Annotated in this window: 9 protein-coding genes; 2 read left to right on the forward strand and 7 right to left on the reverse strand. The window is 58.1% G+C overall.

The window, feature by feature from the left end; translation table 11 throughout:
• The 6 genes from ETAA8_RS32225 to ETAA8_RS32260 all read right to left on the reverse strand — a co-directional run bounded on the left by ETAA8_RS32225 (position 1) and on the right by ETAA8_RS32260 (position 6,359).
• Positions 1 to 807, reverse strand: a complete 807-nt coding sequence (locus tag ETAA8_RS32225; protein WP_145098902.1) for a 3-keto-disaccharide hydrolase — start codon at positions 805 to 807, stop codon at positions 1 to 3.
• A gap of 103 nt (positions 808 to 910) precedes the next feature.
• Complete coding sequence (locus ETAA8_RS32230; RefSeq protein ID WP_145098905.1) at positions 911 to 2,161, reverse strand: cysteine desulfurase-like protein; 1,251 nt, start codon at positions 2,159 to 2,161, stop codon at positions 911 to 913.
• Between the two features lie 1,761 nt (positions 2,162 to 3,922).
• The gene (locus ETAA8_RS32245; RefSeq protein ID WP_202921403.1) at positions 3,923 to 4,528 is read right to left on the reverse strand and encodes a methylated-DNA--[protein]-cysteine S-methyltransferase; all 606 of its coding nucleotides are present in this window, start codon (positions 4,526 to 4,528) and stop codon (positions 3,923 to 3,925) included.
• Between the two features lie 73 nt (positions 4,529 to 4,601).
• The gene (locus tag ETAA8_RS32250; protein ID WP_145098910.1) at positions 4,602 to 5,018 is read right to left on the reverse strand and encodes a hypothetical protein; all 417 of its coding nucleotides are present in this window, start codon (positions 5,016 to 5,018) and stop codon (positions 4,602 to 4,604) included.
• Complete coding sequence (locus tag ETAA8_RS32255) at positions 5,015 to 5,767, reverse strand: hypothetical protein (RefSeq protein WP_145098913.1); 753 nt, start codon at positions 5,765 to 5,767, stop codon at positions 5,015 to 5,017. Before ETAA8_RS32255 ends, ETAA8_RS32250 begins: the two co-directional genes overlap by 4 nt.
• Positions 5,768 to 5,810: 43 nt before the next feature.
• On the reverse strand, positions 5,811 to 6,359 hold the full coding sequence (locus ETAA8_RS32260) for an SMI1/KNR4 family protein (RefSeq protein WP_145098916.1): 549 nt from the start codon (positions 6,357 to 6,359) through the stop codon (positions 5,811 to 5,813).
• A gap of 570 nt (positions 6,360 to 6,929) precedes the next feature.
• Here ETAA8_RS32260 and ETAA8_RS32265 point away from each other — a divergent pair.
• Both ETAA8_RS32265 and ETAA8_RS32270 read left to right on the forward strand, forming a co-directional pair.
• Positions 6,930 to 10,550: a hypothetical protein gene (locus ETAA8_RS32265; RefSeq protein WP_145098919.1), complete on the forward strand. Its 3,621-nt coding sequence runs from the start codon at positions 6,930 to 6,932 to the stop codon at positions 10,548 to 10,550.
• Positions 10,543 to 18,753, forward strand: a complete 8,211-nt coding sequence (locus tag ETAA8_RS32270; RefSeq protein ID WP_145098922.1) for a hypothetical protein — start codon at positions 10,543 to 10,545, stop codon at positions 18,751 to 18,753. The genes ETAA8_RS32265 and ETAA8_RS32270 overlap by 8 nt, the downstream gene beginning before the upstream one ends.
• 3 nt (positions 18,754 to 18,756) lie before the next feature.
• On the opposite strand, the gene ETAA8_RS32275 is transcribed toward ETAA8_RS32270, so the two are convergent.
• Positions 18,757 to 22,068 (reverse strand): PAS domain S-box protein, encoded by a 3,312-nt coding sequence (locus ETAA8_RS32275; protein WP_145098926.1) that lies wholly within the window; start codon positions 22,066 to 22,068, stop codon positions 18,757 to 18,759.
• Between the last annotated feature and the right edge of the window lie 7 nt (positions 22,069 to 22,075).

A 22,075-nucleotide genomic window follows, 5' to 3' on the forward strand; every position in this document is an offset into this window, starting at 1 on the left:
CTATTCCGTCTTTAGTAGTTTGAGTTCGACTTTGCGGAACTCAATCGGGTGACTTTCCGATTGCAGCGAAATGCTGCCGCCGCTCAGTTGCTTGGTCCCTGCCTTCTCAGCGAGCATTTTCGCATGGGCGTCGCGCTCGTCGAGTTGCGGCTCGGTGTAGCTGAGCACCGTCTTATCATTGATCTTGTGCAGAATCGCTTTATTCCCCAACACTCTGATTTCGACCGTCACCCACTGATCACCGTGAAACGTCTCGGAGGTCGAGTTCGTGCAGTGCCGCGTTACAAGTTCCCCCTTCATCACTACGTTCGTTCCAGGCGTACAAAGGTTGGCGTTGGTCCGCGGATCTTTGCCGTTGCCGCCGAGCAATTGCACTTCGATCGACGCGGGAAAATCCTGATCCTTGCTCATGGTCTCCGGCATTTCGCCGTGAATCATCGCGCCGCTGTTCCGCACCGCCCACCCCGGTCCGCCGGCACATTGCTGGCCGACAAAACGATACTCCAGCCGCAACACATAGTTCGAAAACGGCGTTTTGTAAAACAAGTGACCGAACGTCTCGTTGAACTTGTCGTACTTGTCGTAGCTTACTTTCAGCAGGCCGTCTTCCACGCGAAACGTATCGTTCCAGTTCTCGCCCAATTCGTGGTAACGAATCTTCGGCGTCCACCCTTCCAGGTTCTTGCCGTTGAACAGCTGAATCCATTCGCCCGTCTCTTCGATCTTCTTTTCCTGCGCTAGTGCAGTGAACGTGCAGGCACACAACAGCAGAGCAACCAAGCTGAACAACGAACGCCGTACCAACATGCTTCACCTATCGCGAAAAACTAATTCAGGGGGAGAGACTTTGTCGCCAGCACTTCACCATAACTTGCCTCAGTAAGTTCCGTCTACTGCCGACCGCCCGCGCTCAAACCTCTTCCAGTGCCCGCAGCAGCCGGTCGACTTCGCCAGTCGTGTTGTAATGGACGAGCCCGATGCGGAGCATCCCTGCAGGTTCGCGGCCGAGCGTTTCGCTCAACTGCAGTGCGTAATAGTTGCCGTGCCACGAGAAGATACCGTAGCGACCCAACCGCTCGGCCAACTCCGCCGAGTTGTAGCGATCGTGCGTGATCGATACCGTCGCGACGCGCTTGTCGAATTGAGTCGGGTTGGTGATCCCCCAGACCTTGATCTCGCTGATCTGCGACAGCCCGTGCATTAACCGCTCGCACATCTTTCGTTCGTATTCTTCAATGGCTTCATAGGCTTCGCGCAAGGCCGCGCGGCGATCGAGCGTATCGCTGCCGGCCACCATGTGCCCCAGATCGGCCAGATAATCGATGCACCCAAGCACCCCCGCGAGCGATTCATGGCTCTGCGTCCCGGTCATCCATTTGCCGGGCAGCGTGTCGGGCGCGGGACGAACTTTATAAGCAGTCAGCTTCTGGAGCAATTCGCGCTTACCCCACATCAGTCCCGTGTGCGGACCAAAAAACTTGTAGGCGGAACAAGCGAGAAAATCACCCCCCAGCGCTTGCACGTCGATCAGCCGATGCGGCGCATAATGGACCGCATCGAGAAACACCAGCGCTCCAGCTTGATGAGCCCACGAGGAAATGTCCCGCACCGGGTTCACGCCACCGGTCGCGTTGCTGGCACACCCGACGGCAACGAGCTTCGTGCGCGAGTTAATCGTTTGGCGAAACTGTTCCAGGTCGAGCGTACAGTCGTCGTGCTTCAGCCCGATGTAGTGAACCGTCGCGCCGGCGTCTTTGGCCGCCAGCACCCACGGAGTGACGTTGGCATCGTGATCCAAACGCGTGACGATAATCTCGTCGCCGGGCTTCCACGTTTTCGCTAACGCCCGCGAGAGCGCGAACGTCAGCGAGGTCATGTTCTGACCAAAGTAGATCGTTTCGGGATCGTCGGCACCGAGAAAATCAGCAGCCGCCCGCTGGACTTCGTCGAGCAGGCGGTCACTATCGCGGGCCGTGGCAAACAGCCCGCCATGATTGGCGTTGTTGTGGGCCAGGTAATTGCCGATGGCATCGATCACGCGCTGCGGCACCTGCGTCCCCGCTGGGCCATCCAGAAACATTGCGGGCAAATCGCCCACCCGCCGCGAAAGGGCCGGAAACTGCCGCCGACAATGTTCTACGACTTCTGGATTGAATTTCATGGCTGCTCTCGCGGGGGGCCGTATTCGGTGGGAAGGTCCAGCGTCGCATATCGCGGCATCGTCGCCAACAATTTACCGGCAGATCGTCCGGCACGCGACGCGTTTTGAGCAACCAACCCGCTTGTCCCCGTTGCCAGCCACGACACTCGCCAGCGGTGGCACCATCGCAGCCACCGGTTTATCAACACCCCCCTTTTGCGTGCATCGCAGTTAAGCCATTTCGTGGCAACGAATTGCGTCTAACTTTGCGAACCTGAATTCATCCTATTTGTTGATAAACCTCCGCGGTGCGTTTCCCGGCGACTAGTGAATTCCCCAGACGGCCAAGAAACAGTTCCTAGCGACGGCGCGCACAATTCCCGCCGCGCACCCAAGACAGTCAAGACAGTCAAGACAGTCAAGACAGTCAAGACAGTCAAGACAGTCAAGACAGTCAAGACAGTCAAGACAGTCAAGACAGTCAAGACAGTCAAGACAGTCAAAGACAGTCAAGACAGTCAAGACAGTCAAGACAGTCAAGACAGTCAAGACAGTCAAGACAGTCAAGACAGTCAAGACAGTCAAGACAGTCAAGACAGTCAAGACAGTCAAGACAGTCAAGACAGTCAAGACAGTCAAGACAGTCAAGACAGTCAAGACAGTCAAGACAGTCAAGACAGTCAAGACAGTCAAGACAGTCAAGACAGTCAAGACAGTCAAGACAGTCAAGACAGTCAAGACAGTCAAGACAGTCAAGACAGTCAAGACAGTCAAGACAGTCAAGACAGTCAAGACAGTCAAGACAGTCAAGACAGTCCAAGACAGTCAAGACAGTCAAGACAGTCAAGACAGTCAAGACAGTCAAGACAGTCAAGACAGTCAAGACAGTCAAGACAGTCAAGACAGTCAAGACAGTCAAGACAGTCAAGACAGTCAAGACAGTCAAGACAGTCAAGACAGTCAAGACAGTCAAGACAGTCAAGACAGTCAAGACAGTCAAGACAGTCAAGACAGTCAAGACAGTCAAGACAGTCAAGACAGTCAAGACAGTCAAGACAGTCAAGACAGTCAAGACAGTCAAGACAGTCAAGACAGTCAAGACAGTCAAGACAGTCAAGACAGTCAAGACAGTCAAGACAGTCAAGACAGTCAAGACAGTCAAGACAGTCAAGACAGTCAAGACAGTCGACCAAGACAGTCAAGACAGTCAAGACAGTCAAGACAGTCAAGACAGTCAAGACAGTCAAGACAGTCAAGACAGTCAAGACAGTCAAGACAGTCAAGACAGTCAAGACAGTCAAGACAGTCAAGACAGTCAAGACAGTCAAGACAGTCAAGACAGTCAAGACAGTCAAGACAGTCAAGACAGTCAAGACAGTCAAGACAGTCAAGACAGTCAAGACAGTCAAGACAGTCAAGACAGTCAAGACAGTCAAGACAGTCAAGACAGTCAAGACAGTCAAGACAGTCAAGACAGTCAAGACAGTCAAGACAGTCAAGACAGTCAAGACAGTCAAGACAGTCAAGACAGTCAAGACAGTCAAGACAGTCAAGACAGTCAAGACAGTCAAGACAGTCAAGACAGTCAAGACAGTCAAGACAGTCAAGACAGTCAAGACAGTCAAGACAGTCAAGACAGTCAAGACAGTCAAGACAGTCAAGACAGTCAAGACAGTCAAGACAGTCAAGACAGTCAAGATAATTATGAACACTTACTGACTACTTGTCAAGTAAGTGCTGTGGAAATTTTGGCGTGCTGTTTTGGAACGTGCTGCCAACTTGCTACTTACCCTTCGTCCTCAATTGCACGCCTTCCAGCGCCAGCAGCTTTTGTTTCACATCAATTCCTTGCGGGCAAGAGAAGCCGCCGAGATTGCCGCCCGAAGCGACGACGCGATGGCAGGGAATAATGAGTGGGAAGCGATTGGTCCGCATCACGCTGCCGACTGCGCGGGCGGCACCCGGGGCACCCACGGCCGCGGCTAATTCACCATAGCTGCGAACCTGACCGCGTGGAATCTGGCGACATGCCTCTTGCACTTTCTGTTGAAACGCCGTGCGCGACGGCCACTGCAGCGGCACTTTGCCCCAGTCGACTTGCTTGCCTTGCGAGAAGCGCTGAATCTGCCCGCTCAGTTGTTTGATCCATTTGGGTGCTTCGTCCGCCTCGACGGGCTCCGTCGTGCCGCGCTGGGCTGCTGCTGCCGGCGACGCATGCCCAAACGAGATCAGTGTGAGCGCGTCCCCTTGCCAACTGACCAGAATCCAACCCAGTTCCGTCGAAAACACAGTGCAGCGTTCCGGCTCAACCGCGGGCTGTGCATTCCGCTTGATCTGCCTGGCATTCTGCTTGCTGCCTCTCGCCGGACGAGACTTCAACAACGTCATCGGAACCTCTCCTCGTGCCTCGAACGAACTTCGCTCACCAGCATTCAGCATAGCGAATCATTGGTCGGCTGCCTTACTCCGCCCGTCTCCGCTGCGAGCGATTCTCAAACTCCGTCCAGTAGGCAGCGGCTACGGCAAACAGGTCGTCGATCGTAATTGCGCGGCCGCTATCGAGCGCCAGCGAAAAACCTGATGCCTGCACTTGCAACGTACCGCCGTTGCAGACAACGGTCGTCGGTTCGTCGGCACTCAGAATCTCGGGCTCAGCGGCCGCTATAGCAACCAGGTCGGTGAGGACTTCGTTGGTTTCCCACACCAGATAACTCAGCGCTGTGCAGCCGTGCAGTGTTAGCAGAATGCACTCGCCCGGGTCAGGAAATCGCTTGCGCAGGTAGCCAATGGCGACAGCAAATCGAACGTCCCCAGGAATACTCCCCGTCAGGCTGACGATGGGACCATCGTGAAGGACGTTCCAGATGTCTGCATTCATGACTGTCTCTCAGGACGATTGGCAGACCACCAAGCCAGCAACTTCGGATTGATTTGTCGCCAGAACAGGCCATGGTACGAAGGCCTGCTCATTGCCCAAGCGATCACACCCGCGGTCACTACCAATGAGATTGCCGCCGTAATAACCCAGGAGGGACGGCCAAAAGTGATGGTGGCGTAGGTAAGCGAAGTAAACACGACTCCCCACATCAGCTCCAAGTTGCGAGCAATGCGAAAGGTGTTGCAGAACAGAAAAAAGTGCGCGACGACGAACGCGATTACAAATCCGATTTGCCAAACAATCGAACCCAGTAATATTGCGCCGAGCAGGCTGATGGCGATGACCAGCCCATCCGTCAGCGAAACCCGAAATCCGGGCCGGAATTGTGGTTCAGGCGTCACTGGCGGTGGCGGTTGAACTATCCCCGCTGGAAAGCAGAACACGCGAACCGCCGCGACTACGCAAGCAATCGAGCCGACGACCCACAGTACAAAGAACGTTTGCCAGTCTGCAACCCACTCGAGCACATCGGGGTCGGTCGACGAAACCGTCTGAAATGCGTTCCACGGGCTAAACAAGATTGCAATTACAACCAGCAGTACGAAAGCAATTCCCACCGCAATCCGTGAGTGCGCGAACCAGCCGGTCACCACCGCAACCGCAGCAATCAACAGGCCGCCATAGGCCAATGCGATCGCAATCAACTCGGCAGCTTCCGCCAACCCGGCCATTCCAAGGGGGAGTGCCATGTCAAGATTCGCCACGAAGGAACTGCATTAAATCACCGTGAACCTAGCTTGGATTTTTCGGTATAAACGGCATTCTTCCCGGACGAATCAGAAAATCGAAATGCTCCACCATTCGATCAGTTCGCGTCAGTAGCGAAAGCAGGAATCTAGTGCAGGGCTGCTCAAACTGAAAATACTCCGGAGTACGATCCAAAGCGTAGACCGTTGGCCATTGATCAGGGTGACCAGTCGTCTGCCAGCACATGTATCCGCCGTTCGTCTGACCACCCCATATTAGGAGACCATTGGGTTCGGGCCAAACGGGATACGGATTGTCTTCCGGATCGGTCCATGGCCATTCGCGAAGGGATTTCAAAAACAGATCCTGCTCGTCGAACCACCAAAGAGCATCCTCGGTAGAGTGCGGATTGAGAATCCAAAACTCTTCACTCCAGGTACCGCTGCCGTAGGTATCGATCAAGAGTTTGAAATCAGTTGGAAGCCTCATTCCAAGTCGTCCCTCGATGACTTCCAACTGATCGTGCGATCCACAGTTAACGGGTACTGCAGGAGGCTTTACCAAGGACAAGAGTTGCTCGTAGGCGTTAGACATATGCTACCGTCTTAGTTTGAAGTGGCGCTCCATCATTCCTCCCTGGCAGGACGTGCAAGTCTGGCTTGCTCACTACCTCGGGCGATGCCCAAGACGTGTTTATTGTCACTCCTTTGATGCTAATACGGCTAGTCTCTGATGATGCTAATACGGCTAGTCCCTGAAATCCGCCCCGCGAAATACTCCTCCCGGTTGTAACGAATCTATCTCTTGAGCGTTCTAACGTCACCTGCTGGTGTGCGGCATTGGAGCTGCGCAAGGGGCGAATGCAATCGCAATTTCGTTACCTTTTACAAAGTCGTTACGACCAATTCGAGCCTCTTAGAACAAATGGGTAACGTAGATCGTCTAACATATCGCCAGTGATGCGCGCGGGCCGGTTATACGGCCAGGCACATCGCGGGCGGTAGCAACGGCCCTTGGCTGGCGTAAGCTTGTCGGTCAGCTGGCAGGGGTCAATCTCGTCGCAAGTCATTCGTTCGCAGTCAGCCAGCAGTCGAATCGCCCGGGTCATCGGCTGCCTCAGCGGGTTCCCGCCGCGTACCGGTTCACCACACAGGAACTGATCTGATGAAGTCCCTCTCTCAACGCTTGTTTAGTGCAGGCTTATGCTGGGCAGCCCTCATCGGCTGCAGTCTGCTAGCCGCCGCCAGCTTTGCCCAAGCACCGATGCCGCCGGCCCCCACGCCCGACGACGTGGCAGCTGCCGAAGGAAAACCGGCCACACCGCTGCGCGAGCAGACGATCTACATTCCTTACGCCAAGTTGCGCAGCCTGTTCGAGAAGGAGGGGCGCGGCGTCTTCTTGCCGTACGACAAGTTCCAGCAACTGTGGAAGGCGGCGCAAGCAGCGGCCAAGAAGATCGACGAGATTAAGCCGCCGGTCGATGCGCTGATTAGCGAAATCGATAGCGTGGCAGTCATCAACGACAAGGCCGACGTGGTCGAGGTCACGGCCAAGCTCAAGCTGGAAGTGTTGCGGCAAGGTTGGAACGAAGTTCCGCTTCGACTCAAAGACGCCGCCATTCGCTCGGCCAAGCTCGGCGATAATCCGGCTCGCTTGCTGCACGATCCGGCCACCGGCTATCGCCTGCTGTTCGAGAAGAAGGGAAAAGATCCGGAGCAACTAACCCTCGAGCTGGTTTATGCCCGGGCCTATACCAAGTCCCCTGGTACTAACAGTGTGCAATTCGATGCTCCACTGGCCCCGGTCAATCGCTGGGAGATTCGAATCGCCCAGCCTGGCGTCAAAGTGAACGTCCATCCCAAGCTCTCCGCCACCGAGACGACGGCCGAAATGGAAGGGGATGCCAAGCCCGAAGACAAAAAAGAGACTCGCGTCGAAGCCTTTGTGGGTGCGGCTGAGCAGGTCCGCATCGATTGGACACCGAAGGCCGAAGGGGCCGCAGGCCTCACGGCGCTGGCCACCGTGCAAGTGCGGCAGGAAGTAACCATCGACGAGCGTGTCGTCCGCACGCGCGCGACGTTGGTCTATGACATCAGCCGCGCCGATCTGAATAAGTTGCAAGTCGCGCTCCCTGCCGATCACGACGTGGTGAACGTGTTCGACGATAACGTGAAAGGCTGGACGCAAAAGAACGACGCGCTGGGGCGGATCATCACGGTCGACTTGTTTCAGCCCGCACGGGGCACGCAGAACCTGGTGATCGAACTCGAAAAGTTCATCGGCGACAAAGAGATGCCCGCCGAAATGGCTCGCCAGCAAGTAAAGGTGCCGGTGATTCGGGCGATTGATGTCGGCCGTCAGCAAGGAGTGCTGGTGGTGCGACTGGCCGATTCACTGCGCAGCGAAGTCGACAGCCGGCTCGATCTATTGCAGATCGACGCAGCCGAGTTGCCGCAGCAATTGGCCGGTCAAACATGGGCTTATGCATTTCGCTATTCGCGGGCTGCCTACGATTTGACGCTGACCGTCGAATCGGTGAAGCCGCAAATCGAAGTCGATCAATTGGCCGAAGTGTTTCTCGAACCGCAACAGACCACACTCACACTCCTCGCCCTTTACAACATTCAGCGGGCCGGCGTCTTTCAACTCGAAGTCGATGTGCCCGAGGGATTCGACGTACGGCAAGTGGTGGGGCGCGACATCGCCGGGGCAGCTGCGGTGCAAGTCGATTCGCACCATCTGGCCGAGCGCGAAGTGAAGGTGATGGAAAACGGCCAGGAAGTGACTCGCAAGAGTAAGTCGCGGTTGAATGTGAACCTCAGCCGCAAGGCACTGGGCAAAGTGGCCCTGCTCGTCGAGTTGCAGAAGCGGTCGGAAGATCCCAACTTGCTGACGCCTACCGGTAAGAAGTCAGCCATTGAAGTGCCCATCGTGCGCGTCAATCCCCAGAGCGTCGCCCGCTCGCAAGGACGATTGCTTGTCTACACGCCCGAGAGCTTGAGCGTACATCCGACCGAGCAGTTAGGACTGCGGCCTGTTTCGCCAGCCGAAGCGGTGCAAGGACTCGAATCGCTCCGCGCGGGACGCTTTCCCCTCGTGCGCGAACTGCTGGCGTTTGCCTTCACGCAGGAACCCGCCAGTTTGAAGGTGGAAGCAGAACGCCGTCGACCTTACATCGAAGTGCAACAAACTCTGATCGCGCGGATTGAGCAGGGAGTCGTGAAATATGAATCGCAGTTTGCCTATGACGTGCGCTATAGCGGCGTGAAGTCACTGCGGCTCGACGTGCCCACGCCCCTGGTGAAAGAGCTGCGCAATCAAACGCCGGCCATTCGCGAACGCGCGTTCGATCCGCAGCCGACCGATGTTTCGCCCGGTTACACGGCGCTGGAACTTTCGGGCGAAGCGGAGCTGCTCGGCGGGGTGCAGGTTAAGTTCACCTGGGAACAAAAGCTGGCCGAATTGGCCGCGGGCAAGGGCGTGAAGATTCGCCTGCCGATCTTGAAGGCCAAGGGAGTCGATCGCTTCTGGGGACAAATTGCTGCGACCCGCGCCGAGACGATCGATATCGGCGTTGATGGCGAAGCGACCGGCCTGCGGCCGATTGATCCGCGTGTTGACCTGAAGGTGAGTGTGCCCGATGCAGCCCGCGCGTTTGAGTTTCACGATGCCGACGCCTGGTCTCTGACCTTGCTCGCCACTCGTTACGAACTCGAAGCTGTGAAAAAGACGAGCGTCGAACTGGGACTCGTGCGCATGGTGGCGACTCGCAGTGGACAAGTGACCGTGCAAGCTCTGTATCGCATGCGTAGCGCCAAGCAGCGGATTCAAGTCAAGCTGCCCGATAACGTGGATTTGAAAACCGCTTTCGACACTCAGCCACTACGGATCAACGGGCAGGCCGCGAATTTGGAAAGTGACACGCAGGGAAACCTCTTCATTCCACTGGTAGGGCACTCGCCCGAAACGCCGGTGGTGGTTGAGTTGCGTTACACATACGACGGCGTCCCGAGCAATTTGCAGGTGCCAACTTTCTTGGATGATGAAACGGCCGTGCAGCAGATCTATCTGGCCGCCTATCTGCCGGAAGAACAACGACTGCTCGGTTTGACTGGTCCCTGGACCGCCGAGAATCGCGCTGCCTGGCCGCCGAAGCAGGTGAACTCGAACGACGAGCACTTGCTGCAGCAGATCCGCGCGAGCGTGGCCGGCTGCGAAACGCTCGGCCGCGATTTCCGCACTGATGGCACACTCTATCTCTTCTCGGCCCTGCGACCGACGAAAGACGACTCGCTCCGTCTCGTCAACATGAACAACACCGGTTTGCAAGTGCTCGTCTTCGCGCTGATCGCGATTGTCGGCATTCTGCTCACCTCGCGGCCTCTGGGAGATCGCCTCTGGTATCTCGCCGCACTCGTGGTCGGAATTGTCCTCATCGCCGTGCTGCTGCCGACATTGGCTCGGTCACTCACCGGTGGACCAACGCTTTACCTGGCGATTGGCCTGGTAATTCTCGTTTGGCTCGTTCGCTTCCTTGTGTGGGCCTTGCCGGGAGTTGTGCAGTGGATCGCCACGCGGCCAGTTCGTACGGCTGCCACTGCTTCCGCAGTTGCGGCCGCTGCTGCGGCTTCGACGACAGCGCCCGCTGCGGGAGGGTCGTCTCCCTTCAGGCCGGGAGGGCCCGGAAGTGGAACGATGATCTCAACACCTGCGGAGCCTCCCACCACGCCCACCGCGACACTGCCCGAGCCACCAACATCGGAAGGGGGTGCTCGTCATGAGTAAGCACTTCTTGCTCTCCACTTTTGCCCTGTTGGTATTTGCCAGTACGGCATTTGCTCAACCCTCGGGCGAGAAACCGATTCGCGAAATCTTCGTCCCGTTCGAAGACTTGCCGGTCATTCTCGAAAATGACAAAGAACGAGTCTTTCTCACTCGCCAGGAATACGAAGACTTGCTCGCCGTGGTGCAAGCCAAGGCTGTCAAGCAAGGGCCCGTGAATATCGTGCAATTGCAGGCTGCGTATTCGGCCAAGATCGACGACGGCCGTGCGCAAATCACCGGCAAGTTGCAGTTCGAAGTTCTGCACGAAGGCTGGCAGATCGTGCCGTTGCAATTGGGTGGCGTCGGCGTGCAAAGTGCCACGCTCGATGGCCAGCCCGCGGCAATCGCGCGCTTGCCGCGAGGTCCGCTGCGCCTGTTTGTTAAGGGACAGGGCAAGCACGAATTGGTTTTGCAACTCACGGCTGCTGTTCCAGCCGCAGCTGCGCTGCAAACATTGCAACTGACTTTGCCCGTATCGCCGGCGGCCACGCTCGAGCTATCCGTGGCCGGTAATGTCGAAATTAAAGGTGGGGCCTCGGTCGTCAGTCGCAAGTACGACGAAGCGGCCAATCGGACCAAGCTCGATTTGCTGCTCAATAGCGGTTCGCTGAACATTGTGATGTCGCTGAACAACAAGCAGGCCCGCGAGCAGCGGCTCGTCGTGGCCCGCACGATTCAAGTCGACGAAATCACCCTGGGTTACGAACGACTGCACGTCAACGTCGCCCATCGCATCTTGCACGATCCGGTCGATCGGTTTCGCTTCGTTGTTCCAGCAGGTTTTGAAGTCACCAGCGTCACTTCGCAGCGCCTCTCGCGCTGGGAAGTGAAGCCTGACGACAAAGGCCGGCAGATTCTCGAAGCGATCCTGAGTGAAGCTACAACCGACGCCACGCTAATCGCCATTTCGGCGAATCGTTCGCCGGAACTGGGCCAGGACTGGCTCGCCAGTTTGCAAAAATGGAAGCTTCCTCGCCTGCAACCGCTCGATGTAGCCGGCGAAGTGGCCGTCGTCGGTCTGCTGGTCGATAACTTGCTCGAACCACAAGAATTGGCAACGAAGCAACTCCTCCCCATCGACGCTGCGATTCTCATTCAGGCGATGCCCGAGAGTATCTTTCGAGCCGAGCCCGGTGCGCCGGTCGTTCGCCACGTGGCCACGTACTATGTCCCGTCGTATATCGATGCCACGCAATACGACCTCAGTGCCAACTTCGTCCGTCCCGAGTCGGGACTCGTCGTTGCTACCAGCTTGCTTCTGTCGCTCAGCGACCAGGGGCATGAACTGCGCGGCGGCTTTGTCATTTCGCCGCAGGCCGAAGATCTGTTTCAAGTCCGTTTGCGGGCTCCCTTGGGCTGGCGCGTGAATGAAGTCCTGGGCGACAACAATCAGCCGCTCAGCCTGGAGCGGTACGAACTGGCCGATGGCAGCACGCGGATGGTCGTCAATCTCGCGCAGCGAATTCCTGCCGGCTCGCGCGGCAAGATCATCGTCCGCGCGTCGAGCAATCCCCCGGGTTGGCTCGCCGATTGGAAAGAACAGACCACGACGTTTCCTGAACTGATCCTGGAAGGCGCCACGCGCGAAACCGGCGCGATCGCGGTGCAAACGGTCGACGATTTGGCTGTTCAACCGCTGGAACTGACGGGCTTAGTCCCCTTGCTCGAAAATGAGAAAGCTGCGCAAGGCCTCGGTGGCGTCATCACCGCTGCGGCCTATCGCTTTGAATCGCGACCATTCGCTGCCAAGTTCCGCGTCGAGCGCAAGCAGCCCTCGGTAGCGGCAGAGGCCTTTTCCTTCCTGCATGTCCTGCCCGATGCGCTCAAGGCGCACTACGAACTGATCTATCAAGTGCGCGAAGCGCGCACGCGTCAACTAGCGTTTTCGCTGCCAGCCAGTACGCCGAAAGAGATCACAATTCTCGGGCTCGATGGCGTCAACGTAAAGGAATATCGGAGTGCCGACGATGGCGACCGCCGTCGCTGGACGGTGCAATTGGCCGAGCGCCAGGCGGGCGAGATTCGCCTCACGATCGACTTCCGCTTGCCGGTCAGCGAGAACCAGCTGAAAGCCTATCCACTGCCGCTGATTGAGGCAGAGGATGTGGAGTTTCAATCGGCCTTTGCCTGGCTCGAAGGTTCGCCCGAACTCGAAGTGCAGGCAACAACCGTCAATCGCACGGTCGATGAAGCGGAACTCTATCAAGCCCGCTATCTGCTGGAACAGTCGGTGGCTACGGCCGACCGCCGCGTGATCGGCGCGTATGGCTACCAAGGTAGCGACGGCCTCATCAAGATCGATGTCGTGCGCCGCGAGCAACACGCCTTGCCGAGCGCCATCGTGCAACTGGCCGAACTGGTGACCCGCGTTTCAGCTAACGGCCTGACGCAATCGGTGGCCCGCTACGACCTGGTGACGAAAGCAACCATGCTCGAAGTCTCGTTGCCCGGCGATGCCGTCCTCTGGACGATGCTCGTCGATGGCCTGCCGACCAAGCCGCAAAAGGAAGGGGCAGCCCTGCTCGTCAGCTTGCCGCCGCGCGAAGACTTGAAAGCGCGGCGCGTACAGATTGTCTATGAAACGAGTGGCCAGCCACTCCAGCTGACATCGACGATCAGCGCGTTCGCGCCGAAGTTACTTCTGCGCGGCACCGGCGATGAAGCGGGTCGCGAAGTTCCGCAGGCCGATCTCAAGTGGGATCTGATTCTCCCCAGTGGTTACCAACTGCGGAGCAGCAGCGGCACTGTGTCGCCCGACAAAAAGCAACGCCCACCGATGGCAGCCCTGCAAGTGGCGGCGGTGCTGTATGAACTGGGTGGAGGTGTGAATAGACGAATTGGACTGGAACGGCAGATCGGCAGCATCGCAATGATGTCCGATGAATCGCGCTCGATGGCAAAACGTGAAGCACCTGCGGGAGGCCTCGTGGAGAATGTTCACGACTCGTTTCGCGAAGATCTTGCCGCTCCCCAAGCTAACCTGGAACGTTACGAGCGGGCCGAAATAGTGCGAGGGCAACCACTTCCCACACCAAAGCCCGGCGAACCAGTTCCAGCGGCCGAAGCTCCCGCTCCACCGCCAACGGCGATGCCCACTGAATCACCACCCCCGGCCACTCCAGCTCTCCCAGCAGCTGATCCTTTCAGCGGGCCGATTGCCATGAATCAAGCTCCGCCAACGGACGGCGCGCAACAAGCCATTATTCTCGACGACGGGCTAGGACAACCACATCAGGCTGCCTTCGCCGCGCTCGAAGGGGTGAGCAGTTTGCCCATCGACTTTGCCCCGCTCCCCGGCGCAGATATCGAAACGTTTCGCAGTTTGGGTGTCGACCCGAAGTTGCAGGTAACGCTGGTCGATAGCACGCGCATCAAGTACGCAGCTGCTGGCGTTGGTCTGCTCGTCTTTCTGATGGGTGTGGCGCTCACGCGCCGGCCAGCCAAACAACAGGCCGGCTATGTGATAATCTTCCTGCTGATCAGTTCCATCCCGGTGCTCCTCACCAGTGCCCTCGATGAACTGGGCCCCGTGTTCGATGCCGCCTTCTTCGGCGCTGCGGCGCTAATTCCTTACTTCCTGCTTGCTTCGATCTGCCTGTCGCTGTGGCGGGCAATCGTCGCCCGTCTGCCAGCTGGCTGCTGCCAGGGCGAAACGACTACCACCAATGTGCCGCTCAACAGCAGCACCGGCACGATCATCGCCCCGCTGTTGCTCGCGGCAGTGCTGCTTGCCAGTGGGAACTCGGCAGTTGCTGCGGAACCCAAGCCAGATCAGGTGAAGGTCGTCGATCTGAAAGATCTGTTGCCGATTCTCGATCCCGGCGGTCCTGTTGCCATTCCAGTCGACGCGGTGATCATCCCTTACGATCCCGATTCGGAAGATGGCCTGGCTCAAGCCAAAAAGGTGTTGATTCCCTACGCGAAGTTCATCGAACTTTGGAATCGGGCGCATCCCGACAAGCCGAAAGATGTGAAACCTGCACCGGTCGATTTCGCCGTGCTCGCAGCCGACTATCAAGCCACGCTCGGCGCAACGGACGAACTACTCGTCACTGGCAAGTTGACGATCGATGTTCTCAGCGACAAAGCGGTCGTCATTCCGCTACCGTTTTCTGGCGGCGTACTGGTGAAGGCCACCATCGATGGCCAACCCGCGCGGCTGCAAGTGGTCCAACCCAAAGAGGCTGCACCCAATCCACCGGCACAGATGCAACAAGCAGCGGCCCTGCCCGTGCCCGAAGCGGGAGCAGTGATGGTGCTGCATACGCAAGGCGCTGGTCGCAAGACGGTCGACGTGGCGTTCCGCCTGGGGCTCACGCGCCGCGGTGGTTGGCGACAAGTGGCCGCTGCGCTCCCCCTCGGTGGCGCGAGCCAACTCGCACTCACCGTGCCGGATGCCGCGACCGAAGTCCGCATTGCGGGGACTGCCGATAAAGGAAGCTTCGATACCAAAGAGGCCAACGAAAAGATCGAAACCACTCTGCTCGGTTCGACCAGCGGGCGACTCGATTTGCAATGGCGGCCCAAAGTGGCCATCGGGCAGATCGATCAAAGTTTGACGTCGAAAGGAACCGGCGTTCTCGATGTGCGCGAAGACGCGCTCCGCCTGACTTGGGTCGCCGAGCTGAGCTTTGGCCGCGGTACGCGCGATCAATTCGAGTTCTCGTTGCCCCTTGGCTACTCGATCGAACAAGTCCTCAGCGAGAACCTCCGCGGTTGGCAAGTGAAGCCCGATGCTGCCCGGCAACTGGTCGAAGTAACGTTGCTGAAGCCCGCCACGGGCAGCGAAAAGTTCACGCTTGTCCTTTCCAAGCGGGGCCGCATTGGCACCGGCGAATTCGCCACCTTCGATGCGCCCGCGGTCTTCGTCAGTGGTGCTGCGCTGCAACAGGGAGAACTGATGGTTCGCCGCAGTCCGCGCTTGGAACTGCGAACCGAAACGGCCAATGGCCTGGTGCGGGCCGATAGCGATGCCAATCTGGCCCGCGCCATGCAAGCGGCCGATAGCGACGACCCGTCGATACTGAATTTGCGTCCCTATCAAACCTATCGCTTCGTCGCGTCGGGCACCGGCGATAAGTTTCAACTTCGATTAAATGCGAGCGAAACGGCGGTTACCACTTCGGCCGAAGTGCGCACAATTCTGCAGGTGGCCGAACGCGAAGCCACTCTCGAAGCCAGCATTCAATTTCGTCCGCAAGGTCAGCCCTTGTATCAGGCCGATGTGCTGCTCCCAGCTGGCTTCGAACTCGATCAACTTCTGCCCGACAACGTTCTGTGGTCGGTCGTTCCCGATGCGGCCAGTGGTCGCAAAAAGTTGAGCATTCATCTGCTCGATGGCCGCGAAGGAGAATTTACACTGACCTTGGTCGGTCGCTTTGCCGCGCGGGCCAAGTGGGACGAAGTGGCCGCGCCGGTCATCAGCGTGCTCGGCGTCGAACGTCAACAGGGCGAAGTCGTCGTCCTCTCCGATCCCGATACCGACGTGCAAGCGACTAACTTGAAAAACTGCGAAGCGGGACTGCTGCAGCAAACGCAGCGCTGGCTCAAGGCCGATCAGCAAAAGCTGGCCCGCGTGGTCCTCAACTATCGAGTTCCCGATTACTCGGCGACGTTCAAACTGACTCGCAAAACGCCGCGCGTCTCGGTACGCACCGTCAGCAATGTAAAAGTCACTCGTCGCGCGATTGAAGAGACCGTGCTGCTTGACTATCAAATTGCCGATGCGGGAATTCACGAGCTTCAGTTCCTGCTCCCCGAGTCGTTCAAGACCGCGCGGATTCGTATTCCGCAGGAAGAGAGTCTGCTGCAGCGGAAGAAGATCGAAGACAACAAGGCCGACAAGCAGATTCCCGCGGGTTGGATCAAGGTAACACTCTCGCTGCAGGATGACGTGACCTATCGCCTGGGCGTCATCATCGAGCACGATCGCCTGCTGACCGACAAGCCGCAGGACGTGGCAATTCCGCAGTCGTTAACTGGGGCAACTTCGCAAAGGCTGATCGTCATCGAAAATGCCGGCCGCGATGAAGTGGTGGAAGTAAAGCGAACCGGCCTCGAACCGATTTCTCGCCAGCAGCAAGCGTGGCAAGATATGATTCGCTTGCTGGGCGAAGGGTGGAGCAGTGGTCAGCACGTGACCCAGGCCTATCTGGGCGTTGGCGATGCACAGCCTCAACTCACTTTCAAGACGCAGCAGAACCAGCAGCTCGAAACGGCCAAAGCTCGCATCGAGTTCGCCCGCACATTGCTCGTAGTCGACGAAGAGGGTGGCTATCGCGCACGAGTCACCTTTCACGTCAGCAACAGCACTGAGCAGTATCTTGATATCATCCTGCCGCCCAACGCCCGACTCTGGACGGCAGTCGTCAAAGGCCAGCCCGTGAAGCCGGTCGAACATGCTCCCCCAGTTGCCGGCGAGATGCGGATTCCGCTCATCAAAACGCCGACCGGCAGCGGCGATTATCTCGTCGAGATCAAGTACGGCGGCTCGGTCGGCAAGCTATCGACGCTGAGGCCCATTAAGTTCCCGCTCATCAGCACGCGGGGAATCAACATCGAACAGAGCCAGGTGCAACTGCTGCTCCCCGAGTCGTTCAATTGGCCCTACTTCGGCGGCACCATGAAGCAGGTAGCCAGCGAGAACGAACTGGAAGAAGGTTTTCAATCGTATTTTCAGCGGAAGGTGAATGAAGCGAAACAGGCATTGCAAAGCGACGATTTGAACGTGCAGATTCGCGCTCAGGCGAATCTCACTGGCCTGATGCAGACCTGGCAATACAACACCTACTCGCGCAGCGCCAACAACCTGGGTCAGACCAAGTTGGCAATCGACAATTATCAGGAATTGCAGTCTGCCCAGGAAGAAGCGCAGGTTCAGGTGCAGGAGCAACTTGAGGGTCTCGACATTGCCGATAATCGCGGCCGGCTCAACGACGCCTGGATGGATAAGAAGGTTGCCCGCAGCAAAAACGTGGTCACGCAGCTGGGTCGAAATTTCGATCAGAGCCTGCGACCGCAAACAGAATCGTCCGGTCCTGCCGACAGCAAAAAGCAGAGCGAGCTCGCCTACAATCCGCAATTCCTCAAAGGGAACATGCTGGATACCGAAGAATCGAACGAAAAAGCATTGGAGGAAGAAGCGAAGAAGTTCGCCGCCGCCTTGCCAAAAATTCAAAACGGGAAAGAGACCGATCCAGCGACGAAAGCACCAGGCAAGCCCAGCAATGCCCCCGGTCAGCAGCAGCAAGGACGGGTTGTGCGTGGCGGCAAAGGCGTCCCTGCGCCAACCGAAGCCGCACCCGCACCAGTTGTCGTCGAGCTAAAAGACCTCGATGCTAACAAAGCGCTGAAGAATGACGCCGATCAGAACTTCAGCTATCGCTTTGGTAACACGCGCGAACTTGGGCGCCAGTCGGGAGTTCAACCTGGCGACCAGTCGGGTGGAGGCAGGCAAGGCCAGGGACAGTCCGGCAGTTTCAACAACAACGATCAGATGCGCCAGCGGGACAACGCCAATCGCTATCAACAAAAGCTGCAGCAAGATGTGCAAGAGCAAGCAGCCCAGCAGTTGCAATTGCCGAACCAATCCGGGGCTGGGCAGACCTATAACGGACAGCCAAGTCAGCTGGGATCGGTGCTAAATCCGGAAGCGGATCGCCGGAACCAACCAGGCTTTGGTGGTGCGATGCCAGGTGGCGGTGGAATGGGTGGCGGTGGAGTCATCGGCAACGCGATGGCCGGTGAACGCGGAACGATCAACCTGCCAGTGGTCGATGCGTTTGGTGCCAGCGCCGTTTCGGGGCTCGCCAGTTTGGAGATCAAACTTCCCGAGCGCGGCCAGGTGTTTCTCTTCACTACGCCGCGCGGAGCAATCGAAATCACTGCTCAGCCCGTGTCTTGGGACTTGATTCGTCGCTGGTCGAGCCTGGCGATCTTGGCTGCCGTGATTGCCGTGGGCCTGATCGTCTATCGCATCTGCCGGCAACTACCCGTTCGCCGCGCAACCGGAACAATGGCGTTCGCCATTCTGTTGATCCTCGGTGGCCTGCTGAGCATCATCCTGCAGGTCTTGCCCGTGGTCGGCCTGCTCCTGCTGATTGCCGGCATCGTGCTCGTCGTCCGCCGCGCGCTCGATCGGCGAGCTGCGGTGGCTGCTCAGTAAGGACTATTTGTTACCCGTTCTTCCCACCAGCGTGGCCACAGTCGCCATGAGTTCCCGTGGATCAACGGGCTTAGTGATGTGCGTTTGGAAGCCCGCAAGTAGTGCCTGCGTCCGATCTTCAGCCCGTGCGAAGGCCGTGAGCGCAGCTGCGGGCATGGTGATTCCTTGGGCCCGCACCCGGCGCATCAATTCGTAGCCATCGAGTTCGGGCATGCCGATGTCACTCACGATGACATCCGGCGTTGCTGTACCAAGCAATTGCAGGGCTGCTTCACCACTTGGGGCCAGCAGTACTTCGGCCTGGCAATCGGTGAGAATGCGGCGGGCGAGTTCGCGGGCATCGCGCTCGTCATCGACCAGCAGCACCTTCACCCCTTGCAAATTCGGCTGCACCCAAGCAGCCTGACTCTTGACCGCCGCACTCGGTGTTCGCGCGCGGTCTGCTGGCTGCAGCGGTTGCACATCGCGACTCAGCGTGAGCGAAACTGGGAGCAGCACGGTGAAAGTACTGCCGCGACCTTCTCCTTCGCTGGCGACGTGAATGGAACCGCCGTGCAACTCCACCAGTTGCTTGACAATGGCCAGGCCGAGCCCCAGTCCGCTAAAGCTTCGCGAGATCGAAGCATCTGCTTGCCGGAATCGTTCAAAGACGTGCGGCACAAACTCAGGCTGGATGCCAACGCCACTATCGGCCACGCTGATCTCGACATGGCTATCCACACGCCGCAAGATCACTTCGATCTTTCCCGCAGCGGGCGTAAACTTGATCGAGTTACTCAGCAGATTCCAGACGATCTGCTGCAAGCGGTGAGGATCGCCTGCGATTGGCCCCGCGTGACTATCGAGGATGGTGCGCACAACGATTCGTTTCGCCTCGGCACTGTGACGGACGGTATTGATGGCTGCCGTGATGACCGTCGGCAAGTCGACGGTCTGCACATCGAGCCTGATCTTGCCGGAGATAATGCGGCTCATATCGAGCAGGTCGTCGATCAGTTGAGCTTGAATGCGGGCGTTACGCTCGATGGTCGCGAGACCTTCCTTTGCTTCGCTGCCAGCGATATCGGCATGCTGCAAGAGTTGAGCCCAGCCGAGAATAGCGCTCAGTGGGGTTCGCAATTCGTGACTAAGCGTGGCGAGAAACTCGTCCTTCATGCGGCCGGTTCGTTCCGCTTCCGAGCGGGCGGCCCGTTCTGATTCGAGAAGTCGCTGGTTCTGCTCCACGAGCATCCGCTGGTCGTGATTGTCGGTGCAATTGCCGACCCACTCTTTCACCGTGCCATCGGCCAGTAGCACCGGCGCACCGCGAGCAATCACATAGCGATAAACGCCATCGTGCCGCCGCAACCGATATTCGCATTCGTACATCTGTCGAGTCACAATCGCCTCACGCCAAATCCTCGAGGTGCGCTGCTGATCGTCGGGGTGAATCGCGCTCAACCAACCAAAGCCACGGCACCCCTCCCAACTCTGCCCCGTGAAGCCGCACCAAGAGGGATTCTCTCCGACCATATTTCCGTCGGGATCGGTGAGCCAGACCACCGACGAGACCGTATCGACGAACGTGCGATACCGCTGTTCGCTATCGCGATAGTGCCGCGTGACGCGCGCCCGCTCGATCGACTCCCAACAGCGCGTCGCAACCGCCTGCACAATCTGGATTTCATCGTTCGTCCAAACCCGCGGCTGCGTTTGATGCACGGCCATCGCGGCCACGAACTTGCCCGCTTTATGCAGCGGAATGCAAATCACGGCCTGGATTTCCGCAGCGCGATAGGCCGCCACATCGACGGTCGGCACATGGCTATCGATGTCGTACACCACGTACGGCTGATTGCCCTGCATCAACCGGATCGCTTCGGCACCGAAGTCCGAAAACCGCATGCGGCCAACGAGACTTTTGGTGCCGCGGGTGAAATTGCCGGCCAGCAGCATGGCATCCTGGTCCGCCTCAATCTCCGCGTAGGCGCAGCGATCCACGTCGAGGAATTCGCCGAGTAGTTGCGCCGAGGTCGCCATGATCTCATCGGGATTAATCAGCGGACGAACGGTATCGCTCAAGTGCATCAAGAAGCGGAGGCGATCTTCCGCACTCTTTTGCTCGGAAATGTCTTCGACGATTCCCATCAAGCGCAGTAACTGACCGCTGGCATCGAACAGCGGCGACAGTGTCGCCCGCGCCCAGACGATGGTGCCATCGGAGCGGATGTAGCGCTTTTCGAACGAAGCGCGGTGAGCCGTCTTTTCTGCGATTTGCCGAATCGCTTCGATGCCGATTCGTACATCCTCTGGATGCGAGTAGTGCGCGGAAGTAACGCCGACAACTTCTGATGTGTTACGCCCGACGATGCGGCAAAACGTTTCGTTCGTGCGCGTGACCACGCCGAACGTATCGAACTCGACCATGCCGACTGCTGCCTGGTCGAAAATCGCGCGAAACCGGGCTTCGCTCGCGCGGAGAGGTTCCTCCGCTAGTTTTCGCTGCGTGATGTCGCGGGTCGATCCAGCAACCACCACCACTCGCCCGTCGAGATCGAACACCGGACGAAAAATGTATTCGAAGTAACCGGATTCTCCCGCTGCGCCGGTGAACGCGGTTTCGTCGGCGAGCCCTTCCCCAGTGGCAAAGACCTGCTCGATTTGCTGCTGTAGTTTGGCGGCGAGCTCGGGTGGATAATTGAGGTCAAAGAAGTTCTTGCCGACGATCTCTGCGGGGCGCATCGCCAGCAAATCGGCCAGCGGCTTGTTGGCATACAGAAATCGTCCCGCGCGATTGAACGTGTAGGCAAAATCACTGATCGACGAGAGGGTCGTCTCATAGACATTCGCTTGCTGGGCAATCTCGTTGACCAACTGCCGCCGCGATTGTTCGGCCAGATGATGTTGGGTGAGGTCAACGCCGTGGGCAAAGATGCCGGTTACTTGCCCACGCTCATCGCGCAGCGGCTGATAGACCAGGTCAAGCCGAATCTCAACGGGCTGCGCGTCGTCGCGCTGATGCAGAAATGCTTGCAGATTTGTTCCCGAAAAAACTTCTCCGGTGGCATAGACGCGGTCGAGTAGTTCGAAATAGCCTTGCCCGGCCAATTCAGGGAACGCGTCGCGCACCGCGCGGCCAATCAACTGCCGCTGCCCCACGAGCGACCGGTAAGCATCGTTGGCGAGTTCGAAAACATGATCGGGACCGCGCAGTACGGCCATGAACGAAGGGGAGCGGCGGAATACTTCGGCCAGGACTTGATCGTGGTCAACGGCCGTGGGTTGATCGGTACCCACCGCCGGCCACCGGGGAACCTGTGCAGAATCGGGATGCATTACCACC

The organism is Anatilimnocola aggregata (assembly GCF_007747655.1).
GTDB classification, from domain to species: Bacteria; Planctomycetota; Planctomycetia; order Pirellulales; family Pirellulaceae; genus Anatilimnocola; species Anatilimnocola aggregata.

Coding starts and splice junctions, on each gene's coding strand:
- ETAA8_RS32225 (WP_145098902.1), bottom strand. CDS start 807: ATGTTGGTACGGCGTTCGTTGTTCAGCTTGGTTGCTCTGCTGTTGTGT.
- ETAA8_RS32230 (WP_145098905.1), bottom strand. CDS start 2,161: ATGAAATTCAATCCAGAAGTCGTAGAACATTGTCGGCGGCAGTTTCCG.
- ETAA8_RS32245 (WP_202921403.1), bottom strand. CDS start 4,528: ATGACGTTGTTGAAGTCTCGTCCGGCGAGAGGCAGCAAGCAGAATGCC.
- ETAA8_RS32250 (WP_145098910.1), bottom strand. CDS start 5,018: ATGAATGCAGACATCTGGAACGTCCTTCACGATGGTCCCATCGTCAGC.
- ETAA8_RS32255 (WP_145098913.1), bottom strand. CDS start 5,767: ATGGCACTCCCCCTTGGAATGGCCGGGTTGGCGGAAGCTGCCGAGTTG.
- ETAA8_RS32260 (WP_145098916.1), bottom strand. CDS start 6,359: ATGTCTAACGCCTACGAGCAACTCTTGTCCTTGGTAAAGCCTCCTGCA.
- ETAA8_RS32265 (WP_145098919.1), top strand. CDS start 6,930: ATGAAGTCCCTCTCTCAACGCTTGTTTAGTGCAGGCTTATGCTGGGCA.
- ETAA8_RS32270 (WP_145098922.1), top strand. CDS start 10,543: ATGAGTAAGCACTTCTTGCTCTCCACTTTTGCCCTGTTGGTATTTGCC.
- ETAA8_RS32275 (WP_145098926.1), bottom strand. CDS start 22,068: ATGCATCCCGATTCTGCACAGGTTCCCCGGTGGCCGGCGGTGGGTACC.